The 14908-nt window shown below is 69.0% G+C and carries 11 protein-coding genes; 4 read left to right on the forward strand and 7 right to left on the reverse strand.

Annotated elements, in window-relative coordinates; all coding sequences use genetic code 11:
- Nucleotides 1-113: 113 nt before the first annotated feature.
- On the forward strand, nucleotides 114-1715 hold the full coding sequence (locus GGD82_RS14730) for a B12-binding domain-containing radical SAM protein (RefSeq protein WP_150063182.1): 1602 nt from the start codon (nucleotides 114-116) through the stop codon (nucleotides 1713-1715).
- Nucleotides 1716-1726: 11 nt separating this feature from the next.
- On the opposite strand, the gene GGD82_RS14735 is transcribed toward GGD82_RS14730, so the two are convergent.
- Together GGD82_RS14735 and GGD82_RS14740 are read right to left on the reverse strand one after the other, a co-directional pair.
- The gene (locus tag GGD82_RS14735; protein WP_150063183.1) at nucleotides 1727-2404 is read right to left on the reverse strand and encodes a VPLPA-CTERM sorting domain-containing protein; all 678 of its coding nucleotides are present in this window, start codon (nucleotides 2402-2404) and stop codon (nucleotides 1727-1729) included.
- Between the two features lie 620 nt (nucleotides 2405-3024).
- Entirely contained in the window at nucleotides 3025-3663 is a 639-nt protein-coding gene (locus GGD82_RS14740; protein ID WP_170284365.1) for a VPLPA-CTERM sorting domain-containing protein, read from the reverse strand.
- 690 nt (nucleotides 3664-4353) lie between these two features.
- Between GGD82_RS14740 and GGD82_RS14745 the strand changes: the two genes are divergently transcribed.
- Genes GGD82_RS14745 through ligA form a run of 3 tightly spaced genes read left to right on the forward strand, consistent with a single transcriptional unit; the run spans nucleotide 4354 to nucleotide 9026 of the window.
- Entirely contained in the window at nucleotides 4354-5148 is a 795-nt protein-coding gene (locus tag GGD82_RS14745) for an outer membrane protein assembly factor BamD (protein ID WP_281292750.1), read from the forward strand.
- A gap of 42 nt (nucleotides 5149-5190) precedes the next feature.
- Complete coding sequence (gene recN / locus GGD82_RS14750; protein WP_150063186.1) at nucleotides 5191-6921, forward strand: DNA repair protein RecN; 1731 nt, start codon at nucleotides 5191-5193, stop codon at nucleotides 6919-6921.
- The gene (gene ligA, locus GGD82_RS14755) at nucleotides 6918-9026 is read left to right on the forward strand and encodes an NAD-dependent DNA ligase LigA (protein WP_150063187.1); all 2109 of its coding nucleotides are present in this window, start codon (nucleotides 6918-6920) and stop codon (nucleotides 9024-9026) included. The genes recN and ligA overlap by 4 nt, the downstream gene beginning before the upstream one ends.
- A 14-nt stretch (nucleotides 9027-9040) precedes the next feature.
- On the opposite strand, the gene GGD82_RS14760 is transcribed toward ligA, so the two are convergent.
- From GGD82_RS14760 to GGD82_RS14780, 5 genes are all read right to left on the reverse strand, one after another.
- A complete protein-coding gene (locus GGD82_RS14760) occupies nucleotides 9041-9595 on the reverse strand; it encodes a GNAT family N-acetyltransferase (RefSeq protein WP_311731965.1) in 555 nt (184 codons plus the stop codon).
- A 13-nt stretch (nucleotides 9596-9608) separates the two neighbouring features.
- Nucleotides 9609-11564: a cobaltochelatase CobT-related protein gene (locus tag GGD82_RS14765; RefSeq protein ID WP_150063189.1), complete on the reverse strand. Its 1956-nt coding sequence runs from the start codon at nucleotides 11562-11564 to the stop codon at nucleotides 9609-9611.
- Between the two features lie 97 nt (nucleotides 11565-11661).
- Nucleotides 11662-12900 (reverse strand): flagellar hook protein FlgE, encoded by a 1239-nt coding sequence (locus GGD82_RS14770; protein ID WP_150063190.1) that lies wholly within the window; start codon nucleotides 12898-12900, stop codon nucleotides 11662-11664.
- A gap of 174 nt (nucleotides 12901-13074) precedes the next feature.
- Nucleotides 13075-14082: a sulfur carrier protein ThiS gene (gene thiS, locus GGD82_RS14775; protein ID WP_150063191.1), complete on the reverse strand. Its 1008-nt coding sequence runs from the start codon at nucleotides 14080-14082 to the stop codon at nucleotides 13075-13077.
- A 153-nt stretch (nucleotides 14083-14235) separates the two neighbouring features.
- On the reverse strand, nucleotides 14236-14892 hold the full coding sequence (locus GGD82_RS14780) for a LysE family transporter (RefSeq protein WP_211364799.1): 657 nt from the start codon (nucleotides 14890-14892) through the stop codon (nucleotides 14236-14238).
- Between the last annotated feature and the right edge of the window lie 16 nt (nucleotides 14893-14908).

Genomic DNA, 14908 nt, shown 5'->3' on the forward strand with positions numbered 1-14908 from the left:
CCGACCCGAAAAGGAACCGTTGTCACGCTTTCCTGGTCCCACCGGCGGCACCGCGAGGCCACCGCGCCGCGCCGCGCCAGCATACCCCGGCGGCGCGCCAGGGAGGGGACCCGATGCGCATCGTCCTGGCCAACGTGCCGCATCCGGCCATCGGCAGCCGGAGTGCCAAGGACCACCTGCCGCCTCTCGGTCTTCTGGCCGTGGGCGGTCCGCTGATCGATGCCGGCCACGACGTCCGCCTGATCGACGCGGACCGTGACAACACCCCCCTGCCGGCCCTGATCCGAACCATCGCACGCGCCGCGCCCGACGCCGTTCTGTTCGGCCATTCGGGCTCGGCCTCGGCGCATCCGGTGATCGCCGCCGTGGCGCGCGGCGTCGCGGACGTCTGCCCGGGGGTGCCGGTCGTCTACGGCGGAGTCTATCCGACGTATCATTGGCGCGAGATCCTGACGGACGAGCCCTATGTCACCGCGATCGTGCGGGGCGAGGGCGAAGAGACCATCGTGCGGCTGATGGCAGCGCTGGAACGCGCGCCGGACCGCACGGCGCTGGCGGCGATTCGCGGCCTCGCCTTCCGAGGCCCCGAAGGCCCGTTCGCGACTCGGCCGGCGCCCCTCATCCGGGACCTGGAGTCGTACCGGGTCGGGTGGGAGCTGATCGACCCCGCGCGCTACCGCTCCTGGGGCGGCCTGCGTGCCGTCGCGGTGCAGTTCTCGCGCGGCTGCCCGCAGGACGGTCCCCATTGCGGCCAGCACGGGTTCTGGACCCAGTGGCGCCACCGGGATCCGGTGCGATTCGCGCAGGAGCTGGCGTGGCTGCACCGGGAGCATGGGGTGCGGGTCATCACGTTCGCCGACGAGACCCCGTCTGCCTCGCGCGCGGTCTGGCGCACCTTTCTGGAGGCCCTCATCGCCGAGAACGTGGACCTGATCCTGGTCGGGTCCACCCGCGCGGACGATATCGTGCGCGATGCCGATCTACTGCCGCTGTACAAGCAGGCCGGATGGACGCGGTTTCTGCTGGCGGTGGGGCACACCGGCCCGGATACACGAGCCCGAATCGGCACGGGCGGATCGTCCGGCACCGACCGGGCGGCGATCCGCCTGCTGCGCCAGCATGGCATTCTGTCGATGGCGACCTCGGTGGTCGGATGTGCGGAGGAGCGGGATCGCGACCACTGGCGCGGCCTGCGGCGCCTGCTGGCGCTGGATCCGGACCAGATCCAGATGCTCTATGTCACGCCGCACCGCTGGACACCCTTCGCCCGCGACGCCGCCGACCGCCGGGTGATCCAGACCGATCGCACGCGCTGGGACGGCAAGCACCAAGTGCTGGACACCCGGCACATGGCGCCGTGGCGGGTGCTGCTGTGGGTCAAGCTGAAGGAGGCCGTGCTGCAAGGCCGCCCGCGTGCCCTGGCACGGGTGCTGTTCCACCCCGACCCCGGGCTACGCCGCGCCATGCGGTGGTACACCGGCATCGGCTTCCGGATGTGGATCTACGACCTGGCCCGGTTCATGGTGGAACGCCGGACCCGGCGCGGTCCCACCCTGGCCGCGTTTCAGGGGACCCCGCACGAAACGCACGCCGCCGCGATGGAAACGCCGGCCGAGCGGATCCATGAACGCGCGGTCGTCCTCATACCGAAACACCCCCGGCGGAGACCCACCGGAGGCGTTGTCGGACCCAAGCGAGAGGCCCAGGCAGACTGAAGAGGGTCGCCTTACGCCGCGGCGCGGGCGGTGCCCTTGCGGAGCCAGCGACCGCCGGCCAGACCGCCGAGCGCGGTCAGCATGAACCATGCGGCCGCGGGAAGCGGCACTTCGGCCGGAATGTCGTAGGACAGGCTCTTGATCGTGAAATCGTTGTTGTTGCCGAACGCGTCCAGGCGAAGGACGGAGCCGCTGGTGCCGCTCAAAAAGTAGAACGGATCGGTGTCGGTCGGGCTGTTGGGGACATCGCTCCCGTTCAGGGACATCGAGACGTCATCGTTACTCCCGACGTACGAGAAGTCGATCCAGTTGAGGTCCACGACCTTGTTGAACGACAACTCTATGTATTCGTTCGGGCCTGTGCCGTCGATCTCTTGGGGGTCATATTGCCACCAACCGGCGGTCCAACTGGAGAAGCCGTCAGTGGAGCGTCCGAGTTTGGAGGTCAGCGGGTCATGGTACGTTGGGCGCCCCTCCCAGTCGTACGTCACACGCCCGGTCGAATAGTTTCCGGCAGTCGCGGTCAAGGTAAGGCCGTCGGCGAGCGCGAAGTCATGCGAACTCGCGCCGGGCGTTCCCCAAAAGGTGTTGTCGAAGGTCCAGCTTCCAAAGTCCAGGACCGCGGCGTTTGCCGAAGCCGCCGTCAGCGCGAACGCGCCCGCAGCCAGGGACAGAAGACCCGCTTTCATATTTGACTCCTTTCGTAGAGCAACGCGGCACAGGATCCGTCTACAGCGGGTTCTTCCGCACTGAAATGAAACACTCCGCAGGCTGGTCCGGGGCCGCCATACGCCAACCGCGCCGTGGCTCCGTCGCCCGAACGGATCGCGTCAGAAACGATCCCAAGGACATAATCCCCTGGCGTTATGTTGTTTTTTATCTGTTTGCACAGTAACTGATTGTCACGGGTGGGAACACCCACCGAAAGGCACCCTGACCGTCCGTTATAGAGACGGGGTCGTGCCCAGGATAGGCCGCCCGCGTTAGAGTATTTTGCGTGACATCTGGGTCACTAAAAATGCTCTAGATTATTGATATTGAAGCACATCGTCGTCGCGATCTGTTTCAGATCGCTCGGGATTTGCCCTAGTTTTCATCGCGTCCACCGGTTTGGGGGCGCCGCGGGCGTCTCCACGCGGACGCAGCTCGCCGCACCGACCGTCGGCCGCGCCGCAAGGGCCCGCCACCCGCTTCGCGCCACCTTCGTCGCGCGCGGTCCTTACACACCGAAACGCCCCCGGCGGAGACCCACCGGAGGCGTTGTCGGACCCAAGCGAGAGGCTCAGGCGGAATGAAGGAGAGAGGCGCCTTACGCCGCGGCGCGGGCGTCGCCCTTGCGCAGCCACCGGCCGCCAGCCAGACCGCCGAGCGCGGTCAGCATGAACCACGCGGCTGCGGGAAGCGGCACTTCGGCCGGAATGTCGTAGGACAGGCTCTTGATCTTGAAGTCGTCGTTCCAGCCCAGCGCGGCGACGCGCAGGGTCGTCCCGCTCGTCTCGCTGGCGAAGAAGAACGGATTGTCATCGGTCGGGCTGCCGCCGACTTCCGTGCCGTCCACATAGAGGGCGGCATCGTCGTCCCACTCGGGCCAATTGTTGAACAGCGAGAACCCAACGGAGACGAAGTCCACGATCTTGTTGAACGTGAAGTCGATGAACTCGTTCGGGCCGAAGCCATCGACGTGGGGATCGTCGACCCATCCCGTCGTGTTGGTGAAGCCGAACCCGTTTTGGCCCAGATACGACTCCGGAGCGAACAAACCGGTGGACGTGTTGCCGGCCGACACCGTCAGCTCAACGCCGTCACCCAGGGCGTAGGTCTTCGACGTCTGCCCATAGCCAACGCCGAACATCGAACTGCCGAAGTCCAGGTCCACAATCGCCGCATTCGCGGACGCCGCGCTCAACGCGAACGCGCCCGCAGCCAGAGCCAGAATGCTCCCTTTCATGTGCCATCTCCCATCGTTGAGCAAATTGGTTTGGTATCCGCGTCGTGCAACGTGATTCGCACGCGCGGTGTCCGAGACCAGACCGATCGTCCGCAGACCACCCGACCCCTTCGCACGCGGTCCACGCCACTCATGGCCGCGCCGTTGGTCCATCGTCGTGATCGGCGCCTTCCGAACCTGCCCTGGGGAGAGCCCCCCGTTTTTCGGACGTCCCCGATTAACGAGGGTGAACATACGTTACGGGCCGGCGGCCGGGCTATCCCCCGAAAGGCACCCCCACCCATCGGGGGAACCAACCGTGCCGCAGCGCGGAAAATCGCGGCCGCCGCACCCCGCGCCTCCACCAAACGGGGGGTACGGTTGTTTTAATAGCAACCCCCTCCCTTGCCCCATCATCGGGTGCACTCCGGCGCCGCCACGAGGTCCTCGAGACGCATCCAGCAGGGTCGGTTTGGTCGGGCTCGTGACGCCGCAGTCCGGGCTCCCCACGCCAGCCGGTGACAGGCCGCCACGGCGTGCTTATAGTGCCGCCAGTGGCACCTGTGACCGGGTCCGCCCCGACTCCGTGGGCGCCGCGTCGCCGAAACCGACACGCTGACCAGGATTTTCACCCGCCCGATGCGCCGCCTTTTCGTTTCGTCATTTGTTTCGCCTGCGCGCTCCGTCCGATCCGTCGGGCGTCGCCTGCGCGTGCTCGCGCTGATGGTTGGTGTCGCGGGAGCGCTTGCCGCGTGCGGCACGGACTCCAAGGAACAGGAGTACGTCGAGCGCCCGGTCGAACAGCTCTACAACGAGGCGGTCAGCCTGCTGGAAGCCCAGGAGTACGAGGACGCCGCCGACGCGTTCAACGAGGTCGAGCGCCAGCATCCGTATTCCATCTGGGCCACCAAGGCCCAGCTCATGGCGGCCTACAGCCACTATGAGGACAACAAATATGACGACGCGATCGTGGCCCTCGATCGCTTCATTCAGCTCCACCCGGGCAATCGCGATATTGCCTACGCCTACTACCTGAAGGCCATCAGCTACTACGAACAGATCGCCGACGTCCGCCGGGACCAGGAGATCACACGGCAAGCCACCGACGCCCTGCGCGAGATCGCCAACCGCTTCCCCAACACCAAGTACGCCCGCGACGCCCGGTTCAAGATGGATCTGGCACGCGATCATATGGCCGGCAAGGAAATGAGCGTCGGCCGGTTCTATCTGCGCGAAAAGCACTATCTGGCCGCCTTGAACCGATTCAAGCGCGTGGTGGCGGACTTCGACCAGACAACCCATGTGCCGGAAGCCCTCTACCGAATCGTCGAAATCAACATGATCCTCGGCCTCGATTCGGAGGCGAAGAAGGTCGCGGCCGTTCTGGGGTACAACTACCCGGGCAGCGACTGGTACGTGGACGCTTACCAGCTCATCACCGGGGAGACGATTCGCGACCCCGTCGAAGACACGAGTTGGTACGAGGACCTGTTCGACTGGATCTGATGTGGGCGCATCTGCGCTCCGCCACCCTACGGACCCACCCGCATGCTGGTTTCCCTGTCCATCCGTGACGTGGTGCTGATCGCGCGCCTGGACCTCGCCTTCGGGGTCGGGCTGGGCGTGCTGACCGGCGAAACCGGCGCTGGCAAATCCATCCTGCTGGACAGCCTGGGCCTCGCCCTGGGCGCGCGCGCCGACAGCGGTCTGGTCCGCGCCGGCGCCGCCCGGCTGTCCGTCACCGCCCGGTTCGAGGTTCCCCCGAACCACCCGGCGTACGGCGTTTTGGCCGACCAGGGTATGGAGACCGACGCGGAGGCGGACGGCGAGGGGCTCGTGCTGCGCCGCTCGGTCGGGGCCGATGGGCGAAGCCGGGCCTGGGTCAACGACCAACCGGCCAGCGTCGGCCTGTTGCGGCGGCTGGGGGACACGCTGGTGGAGGTCCACGGCCAGTTCGACACCCACGGCCTGCTCGACCCGGGCACCCACCGCGGCGTGCTTGATGCGCATGGGGCCCTGGAGCCGGCGCGCGACGCCTGTCATGCCGCCTGGGACACGTGGCGCACGGCCGCGCGCGCCCACGCCGCGGCCCGCCGGGACCTCGATCAGGCGCAAGCCCATGAGGACGAACTGCGGACCATCCTGGCCGAGCTGGACGCCCTGAGCCCGAAACCGGGCGAGGAGGCGGCCCTGGCCGAAAAGCGCACCCGCCTGATGCACGGTGAGAAGCTGGCGGATGGGCTGAACGCGGCGCTGGCGGCGCTCAGCGAGCCGGGCGACGTCGAGCGGGCGGTGCAGGCGGCGCAACGGGCGCTGGACCGCCTGGAGGATCTGGGCGGCCCGGCGATCGGCCCCATTCTCGAGGGGCTGGAGCGCGCAGCGATCGAACTCGCCGAGGCCCGCAACGCCCTTGAGCATGCGGCCGCCGACCTCGACCTGGACCCCAAGCATCTCGATCAGGTCGAGGAACGGCTGTTCGCCCTGCGGGGGCTGGCCCGCAAGCACGGCGTGGAGGTGGACGCCCTGCCCGGCCTACTCGTCGACGTGCGCGCGAAGCTGGACGCGCTGGCCGATGGCGGCGGCGATATCGCCCGGCTGGCCCGCGCCGAACAGGCGGCGCGCGAGGGCTACCAGAGCGCCGCCCGGACGCTGTCGGAGGGCCGGACGGCGGCCGCCCGCGCGCTTGATGCCGCTGTGGCGGTCGAACTGCCGCCCCTGAAACTGGACAAGGCCCGCTTCGTCACTCGCGTGGAACCACTGGAGGAACGCGAGTGGGGGCCGGACGGCCTGGACCGCGTCGCCTTCGAGGTCGCGACCAACCCCGGCGCCACCCCCGGGCCGATCCACAAGATCGCCTCCGGCGGTGAGCTGGCGCGCTTCATGCTGGCGCTGAAGGTGGTGCTGGCGCGCGCCTCCACCATTCCCACGCTGGTGTTCGACGAGGTCGACACCGGCATCGGCGGCGCCACCGCCGCCGCCGTGGGCGAGCGCCTCGCCCGGCTGGCCCGCGACGTCCAAGTGCTGGTCGTCACGCACTCCCCGCAGGTGGCCGCGACCGGCCACCATCATTGGCGCGTGGAAAAGGGCAGCGAAGCCGACGCCACCGTCACCCGCGTGGTACCGCTGGCCGAGGGCGAACGGCGCGAGGAGATCGCTCGCATGCTCTCCGGCGCCTCCATCACCGCCGAGGCCCGCGCCGCCGCCGAGACCCTGTTGCGGGCCGGCGCGGCGTCCCAAATGACCCTTGATCTGACCGCCGGACCCAACACCGACCCATGACAGACACCCCGTCCGCCCCCCCGTCGTTTGACCCCGCGACGCTGACCGCCGAGCAGGCCGCCGCCGAACTGGAGCGCCTGGCCGCCGAGATCGCCCGCCACGACACGGCCTATCACCAGCAGGACGCGCCGGAGATCAGCGACGCGGACTATGACGCCCTGGTGCGCCGCAACGCCGCGATCGAGGCCGTGTTCCCGGAGCTGATCCGCGACGACAGCCCCTCGCGGCGCGTGGGCGCGGCCCCGGCGGCCGGCTTCGGCAAGGTCGTGCACGCCGTGCCCATGCTCTCGCTGGCCAACGTGTTCTCCGCCGAGGAGATGACGGAGTTCACCGTCGGCATCCGCCGCTTCCTGCGGCTGGAGGCAGACGAGCCGCTGGCCCTGGTGGCGGAACCGAAGATCGACGGCCTGTCGGTTTCCCTGCGCTACGAGAACGGGGTCCTGGTCCAGGCCGCCACGCGCGGCGACGGCACCGAGGGCGAGAACATCACGGCCAACATCCGCACCCTGGACGAGGTCCCGGAACGTCTGGCGACCAACGCCCCCCCGCCGGTGATGGAGATCCGGGGCGAGGTCTACATGGCGCGCGACGCCTTCCTCGCCCTGAACGCGCGCCAGGCCGAGGCGGGGGAGAAGGCCTTCGCCAACCCGCGCAACGCGGCCGCCGGCTCCCTGCGCCAGCTCGACCCGGCGATCACGGCCAAACGCCCGCTGCGGCTATTCGCCTACTCCTGGGGCGAGGTGAAGGGCGCGGCGTTCGACAGCCACCACGCGTTCCTCGACCAGCTCCGCGCCTGGGGTCTGCCGGTCAACCCGGACACCGCCCTGTGCCGCGATGAGACCGAAGCGCTGGCGCACTACGAGGCGTTGGGGACCAAGCGCGCCCAGTTGCCCTATGACATCGACGGCGTGGTCTACAAGGTGGACCGGGTGGACTGGCAGAAGCGCCTGGGCTTCGTCAGCCGGGCGCCGCGCTGGGCCACCGCGCACAAGTTCCCGGCCGAGCAGGCCCGCACGGTTCTGACCGCGATCGACATCCAGGTCGGCCGCACCGGCGCCCTGACCCCGGTGGCGCGGCTGGAGCCGGTGACGGTCGGGGGCGTCGTGGTCTCCCGCGCCACCCTGCACAACGAGGACGAAATCGGCCGCAAGGATATCCGCGCAGGGGATACCGTCGTCATCCAGCGCGCCGGGGACGTCATCCCGCAGGTGGTGGCGGTGGTGCCGGAGGCCCGCCCGGAGGACAGCGCGCCGTTCGTCTACCCGACGCACTGCCCGGTCTGCGGCTCCGAGGCGGAGCGGCCGGAGGGCGAGGCCATCCGCCGCTGCACCGGCGGCCTGATCTGCGAAGCCCAGGCGGTCGAGCGGCTGAAGCACTTCGTCTCCCGCAACGCCTTCGATATCGAAGGGCTGGGGGCGAAGGCGGTGGAGGCGTTCTTCGCCGACGGCTCGATCCGCAGCCCGGCGGACATCTTCCGCCTGGAAGAGCGCGACCGCGAGTCCCTGACCAAGGTGAAGAACCGGGACGGCTGGGGCGCCAAGTCGGCGGACAACCTGTTCCGCGCCATTCGCGACCGCCGCACCATCAGCCTGGAGCGGTTCATCTACGCGCTGGGCATCCGGCAGGTCGGGCAGGCGACGGCGCGGCTGTTGGCGGCGCATTACGGCACGATCGACGCCCTGCGCGCGGCGATGGACGCGGCCCAGGACCCCGAGTCGGACGCCTATGCCACGCTGGTCAACATCAACGACGTGGGATCCAGCGTCGCCCGGGACCTGCTGGCCTTCTTCCACGAGGACCATAACCGGCAGGTGCTGGACGATTTGGCGGGGCTGCTGGATATCCGGCCGTTCGAGCGCGTGGCGACGGGCGGCGAGACGCCGCTGTCGGGCAAGACCATCGTGTTCACCGGCACGCTCGAAACCCTGTCGCGCGCCGAGGCCAAGGCCCGCGCCCAGGCCATGGGCGCCAAGGTCACCGGCAGCGTCTCCGCCAAGACCGATTTCGTGGTGGTGGGCGCGGACGCGGGCTCCAAGGCCGCCAAGGCCCGCGACCTGGGTGTGACGACGCTGTCGGAGCCGGACTTTCTCGCCCTGACGGGGTGACCTCCGGCGCGGCGTCACACCGTGCCTGGGTCCCCGATCCGTTTCCGCATGGCGCAGCGCAGCGCCGCGGGGAGTCCGGCCCGGCCCTCGGCCTCCAGAACAGCCGTCAGCCAGGGACACAGGCTCGCCCGGTCCAGGGTGACGAACCCGAGCGTCCGGTAGTAGGGCTCGTTCCAGGGCACGTCGCGAAAGGTGGTCAGGGTCAGGGCGCGAATCCGACGGGCGGCGGCCGCCTGCTCCGCCGCGCCGATCAGCGCCCGCCCGAGGCCGCGCCGTTGATGGTCGGGATCCACCGCAATCTGCCAAAGGTGCAGGGCATCGGCCGCCTCCGCGCCGTTCAGGAACCCCACCAAGCCACCGTCATCATCGGCGGCGACGAACGCAACGCCGTCGGCGATCAGGGACCGGTGCCGCTCTTCCGATTGGACGGTATCATCGGCAATCCACTCCAGTCCGGGCCACTGCCGAAACAGCACACCGGATCGCCGTTCGATTCCGGGCAAATGGGACGCATCGGCGGGGATCGCGGGCCGGATGCGAAACGTCATCGCCCCCACGACACCCCCCACGACGGCCTCCGCCTCAGATCACGCCGGTCAGCCCGCTCGGCGGCGGTGCCGGGCGGGACGGCGGCGGCGCCATGCCGGGGCCGGCGCTGCGGCGGCCGGCCTCCGTCTCGTCCTGGAACAGGTCGAGAAGCTGGCGCATCATCACGCCGCCCAGATCCTCGGCGTCCATGATCGTCACGGCCCGGCGGTAGTAGCGCGTGACGTCGTGGCCGATGCCGATCGCCACCAGTTCGATCGCCGACCGGGTCTCGATCATCTCGATCACGTCGCGCAGGTGCTGCTCCAGATAATTGCCGGAATTCACCGACAGCGTGGAGTCGTCCACCGGCGCGCCGTCCGAGATCACCATCAGGACGCGGCGCGCCTCCGACCGCCCCATCAGGCGGTGGTGTGCCCACAGCAGGGCCTCGCCGTCGATGTTCTCCTTGAGGATGCCCTCGCGCAGCATCAGGCCCAGGTTCAGGCGCGCCCGCCGCCACGGCGCATCGGCGTTCTTGTAGACGATGTGGCGCAGGTCGTTCAGGCGCCCGGGGTGCGGGCGCTTGCCGTCGGCGAGCCAGCGTTCGCGCGACTTGCCGCCCTTCCAGGCGCTGGTGGTGAAGCCCAGGATCTCCACCTTCACCGCGCAGCGTTCCAGCGTGCGGGCGAGGATGTCCGCGCACAGCGCCGCCACCGAGATCGGCCGTCCGCGCATCGAGCCGGAGTTGTCGATCAGCAGGGTGACCACGGTGTCGCGGAACTTGGTTTCCTTCTCCTGCTTGTAGGACGGGGAGTTCATCGGGTTGGCGACGATGCGGGCCAGCCGCGCCGCGTCCAGGATGCCCTCGTCCAGGTCGAACTCCCACGCCCGCTGCTGCTGGGCCATCAGGCGCCGCTGCAAGCGGTTGGCGAGCCGCGCGACCATGCCCTGCAGGTTCACAAGTTGGCCGTCGAGCTGGCTGCGCAGGCGGTTCAGCTCCTCGGGATCCGCCAGGTCCGGCGCCTCCACGACCTGGTCGAACTCGGTCGTATAGGCTCGGTACAGCGCCTGACGCGGATCGCCGGCATCGGCGTTGTCGCGCCGACTGCCGGGATCGCCGCCGGGTTCCTCCGACCCCTGGCCCAGGCGCATGGCCTCGGCGGTGGCATCGTCGGTCTCACCCTCCCCGGACTCGGCCTCGGACTCGCCCGTCTCCATGTCGGATCCACCGTCCGGCCCGGCGGCCGAAACGCTCTCGGGCTTGGTGTCGTCGCCGGTCTCGGTCTCGTCGCCGCCGCCGGCGTTCTCGTCGGCGCTCTCGGTCGCCTCTTCGTCGGGGTCGGGCTCGCTCTCGGTGTAGGTTTCCAGCCCGAGGTCATCGAGCCAGCGCCGCACCGTGCGGGCATACTCGCCCTGGGACGCCAGCCGCCCCTCCATCTCGTCGAGGAAATGGCCGTCGGACTCCAACCGGCGCCGCGACATCTCCAGCAGGCGCTGGCCCACGGACCCCAGCGGAATGTCGCCGAACCGGTCGAACGCGAGCAGGCGCGCAGCCTCCCCCGGCGGAAGCTGATCCGGATGGCTGACGCGATCGAAGCCGTCCGAGACCAGCCGGTCCTCCAACGCCCGCGACACATTTTGCGCCACGCCGGGCAGGGCGCGGGCACCCAGGCACTCGACGCGGGCCTGTTCCAGGGTGTTGTAGATCTCCGCCGCCTCGGTCGCGGTCGGCATCAGCGCGCCGTGCACCCGGCTGTTGTGATGGCGCAACCGCATGGCCAGGCCATCGGCCGTGGCGCGCAGGCGGGTCACCTGCTCCGCGTCCATGCGGCGCGGCGGCTGCGGCAAACGCGCCTGCGTCCCGCTGGCCTGGGCCGTGCCGGGCGCGTAGGTGACGGTGACGTCCTTAGTGGCCGACAGCGCCCGCAGGCAGGATGTGGTGGCGCGCTTGAAGGTCTCGTTGGCGGCGTCGGCGGCGTGGTTGGCGCCGGTCCGGGGCGGCGTGCTCATGTCGGTCCTGCACGGTGTCGGGGCGATCAAAGTGATCCGGGGGATGCCCGCAACACCTAAGCCGTCGCCCGGCGGTGCGCAAGCACCGCCGTCACCGTTACTGTTTCAGCGCGGTCGCTGTGCGGACCATCTCGTCGCTGGTCCGGTAGACCGTGGCCGAGGTGGAGTAGGCCTTCTGGGTCGTAATCATGTTGGAAAACTCCCGGGTCAGATCGACCGTCGAGCCCTCCACCGAGCCCGCGACCATCGCCGTCCGGGTGGACAGGGTGTCGACGCCGTAGATGTCGGGCGCGCCGGCTTCCTCGCGGTAGGTGAACATCGTGTGCCCGGCGTCCTCCAGGTTCTGCGGGGCCGGGAAATCCGCGACGGCAAGCTGGTACAGAACGCGGGACTGGCCGTTGCTGTACTGGGCCTGCAAACGGCCGAAGTTGTCGAACGCGACCTGCGAAACCCGCCCGGCGGGAAAGCCGTTCGTCTCCTGGTAATTCTCTTGGAAGCCGGAGGCCCCGAACTGCGTGGTCTCGCTCAGGTCCACAGTGACGGCGGAGCTTGAGCCGTCGGCGAACGGCACCGTCACCACGGTCGGGTCGGCCGGCCCGACATACTGCCCCCCGCCGTCGAACGTCACCTCGGTGGTGGTGTCCAGCAGGGTGTCCGACCCGTCCGGGGCTCGCACCGTGTAGGAGACGGACCAGGCGTTGGAGCCCGGATCCCCGGGCGTCCACGTCATGAGAAGCGCATAGGAGTCGTTGGCCCCGGTCGCGTCCGGGGGGGACCATACGGCGGTCTGGAAGGTATGCGACTTGGTGGCGTCGGCGTTGATATTGGCCGAGAAGGTGACCTCGGTCGTCGGCTCGCCCGCCAGCCCCCCAGCGGCTTCAACCTGGACCGGCACCAGCGGCCCCGTGGTGTCGACGGTTCCATCGGGCGCCGCCTCCCAGCCCTGATAGAATTGGCCGGATGAATTGACGAGATAGGCGTTGCCGTCGGGGCCCAGCGCGGTCTGGGTGGCGCCGTCGCGCGTGAAATGCTGCGTGCCCGAGCCGTCGAACGCCGGGTTGGTAACGAAATAGCCGTCGCCGTTGATCGCGACATCCAGGGGCCGGCCCGTCGATTGGATGATGCCCTGCGCGTCCGCGTGCCGGACGTCCACCGAGTTCACGCCGACGTAGGTCCCCCGGGGCGTGATGTGATTGACGGACTCCCGCAAGTGGGCATCGAACGTCTTGTAGCCCGTCGTGTTCATGTTCGCGACGTTGTCGCTGATCCGCGTCAGCACATGGGACTGGGTCTGCATGGCCTGCGAGGACGTGAAAAGGGCGGCGAACACACTCATGGCCGGGCTCCATGGCACGGTGACGGGACGCGGACACAGAGGTCCACCCGCGTCGAAGCATATGCCGTGCCAGGAAAAAGATCGTGGAGACACAGGCCGCCGCCCGGCTTGGCCCGCGCCGCCAGGCCGCACCGGCGGGCAGAATATGCCCACCGGACGGCGCGGTTTGCCGGGTTAGATCAGCCCCGCCAGCGGCGAGCTGGGATCGGCGTAGAGCTTCTTGGGCATGCGGCCGGCCAGATAGGACAGGCGCCCGGCCTCCACCGCCAACCGCATCGCGCGCGCCATGCGGATCGGGTCCTTGGCGCCGGCAATGGCGGTGTTCAGCAGCACGCCGTCCACGCCCAACTCCATCGCCACCGCCACGTCCGAGGCGCAGCCCACGCCGGCATCGACCAGCACGGGCACGGACACGGTCTCCTTGATGAGGCGGATGTTGACCGGGTTGATGATGCCCAGGCCGGACCCGATCATGGAGCCGAGCGGCATGATGGCGACGCAGCCCAGATCCTCCAGCCGCTTGGCGGCGATGGGGTCGTCGCTGCAGTAGACCATGACCTTGAAGCCGTCCTTGATGAGGGCCTCGGCCGCCTTGAAGGTCTCCGGCATGTCGGGATAGAGCGTCTTCTGATCGCCCAGGACCTCCAGCTTGACCAGATCCCAGCCGCCGGCCTCCCGCGCCAGCCGCAGCGTGCGCACGGCGTCATCGGCCGTGAAGCAGCCGGCCGTGTTGGGCAGATAGGTGTAGACCTTGGGATCCACGTAATCCATCAGCATGGGCTGGGTTGGGTCGGAGACGTTCACGCGGCGCACGGCCACGGTGACGATCTCGGCGCCCGAGGCCTCGATGGCGCGGGCGGTTTCCTCGAAGTCCTTGTACTTGCCGGTGCCGACCAACAGCCGCGAGGTGAAGGTGCGGCCCGCCACGGTGAAGCCCGCGTCCGCGTCCGCGTCCTCCACCACTGGCGCCGCCGTGTCGGGCGCACCGCCGCCGATGAAGTGCACGATCTCCAGCGCGTCGCCGTCGCCGAGCGCGGTCTGCGCATACTGGCCGCGCGGCACGATCTCGCGGTTGCGCTCCACCGCCACCTTACGGGCGTCAAGCCCGAGCGTGGCCAGCAGGCCGTCGATGGACATGGGCGTGTCGAGCGGGCGGGGTTCGCCGTTGATGGTCACCTGCATGGGACGGTCGTGGTCCTGATTGAAAAGACGGGAGCGGTCCGCGCGGCATCGGGCGGCGCGGATCCGTGCCGAGAGTATGGGTCCGGCCCCGGGTGGATGCAACCGGCCGCCCCCGATCGGACTCCGTCACGCGGGATCGTCCGCCGAAGGGTCTCAGCCGAGCGCTTTGGCGAAGGCGAGCCGCACGCCAAGCCCGATGAACACGACCCCCACGACGCGATCGATCCAGTGCGCGGCCCGCCGATAGGCGCGGCGCAGCATCGGCTGGCCGAAGAGCAGGGCCACGGTGGAGAACAGCAGCGCGGCCTCCAGCATCATGGTGACCCCGTAAAGGCCCTTTTCCGCCGTCGCGGTGTCGGGATCGATCACCTGGGTAAACAGTGCCAGGAAATAGAACGCGACCTTGGGGTTGAGAATGTTGGTCAGGAAGCCCGACAGAAGCGCGGCATGCGCCCGCATCGCGGTCTCGGGCGCGTCGGCCGCGTTCGCCTCGTGTGGCCGGGCGCGCAGGGCCTGGATGCCGATCCAGATCAGGTAGGCCGCGCCCAGAATCTTGATGATCGAGAACAGAACCACCGACTGCGCGATGACCACCGACAGTCCGGCCAGGGTGTAGGCCACATGCACCGACAGGCCGGCGGCGATGCCCAAAGCGGTCAGCACACCGGCGCGCACGCCGCGCGCCAGGGTGTTGCGCAGGGTGATGGCGAAATCCGGCCCCGGGCTCAGGATGGCCACCAGATTAATTCCGGCGACCATGGCCCAAGCGCCCCAATCTATGGCGCTCCAGTCAACGGCGACAACATCCATGGCACGCCTCGATCCT

The organism is Roseospira marina (genome assembly GCF_014197855.1).
GTDB classification, from domain to species: domain Bacteria; phylum Pseudomonadota; class Alphaproteobacteria; order Rhodospirillales; family Rhodospirillaceae; genus Rhodospira; species Rhodospira marina.

Coding starts and splice junctions, on each gene's coding strand:
- GGD82_RS14770 (WP_150063190.1), bottom strand. CDS start 12,900: ATGAGTGTGTTCGCCGCCCTTTTCACGTCCTCGCAGGCCATGCAGACC.
- GGD82_RS14780 (WP_211364799.1), bottom strand. CDS start 14,892: ATGGATGTTGTCGCCGTTGACTGGAGCGCCATAGATTGGGGCGCTTGG.
- GGD82_RS14730 (WP_150063182.1), top strand. CDS start 114: ATGCGCATCGTCCTGGCCAACGTGCCGCATCCGGCCATCGGCAGCCGG.
- GGD82_RS14735 (WP_150063183.1), bottom strand. CDS start 2,404: ATGAAAGCGGGTCTTCTGTCCCTGGCTGCGGGCGCGTTCGCGCTGACG.
- ligA (WP_150063187.1), top strand. CDS start 6,918: ATGACAGACACCCCGTCCGCCCCCCCGTCGTTTGACCCCGCGACGCTG.
- recN (WP_150063186.1), top strand. CDS start 5,191: ATGCTGGTTTCCCTGTCCATCCGTGACGTGGTGCTGATCGCGCGCCTG.
- GGD82_RS14740 (WP_170284365.1), bottom strand. CDS start 3,663: ATGAAAGGGAGCATTCTGGCTCTGGCTGCGGGCGCGTTCGCGTTGAGC.
- GGD82_RS14765 (WP_150063189.1), bottom strand. CDS start 11,564: ATGAGCACGCCGCCCCGGACCGGCGCCAACCACGCCGCCGACGCCGCC.
- thiS (WP_150063191.1), bottom strand. CDS start 14,082: ATGCAGGTGACCATCAACGGCGAACCCCGCCCGCTCGACACGCCCATG.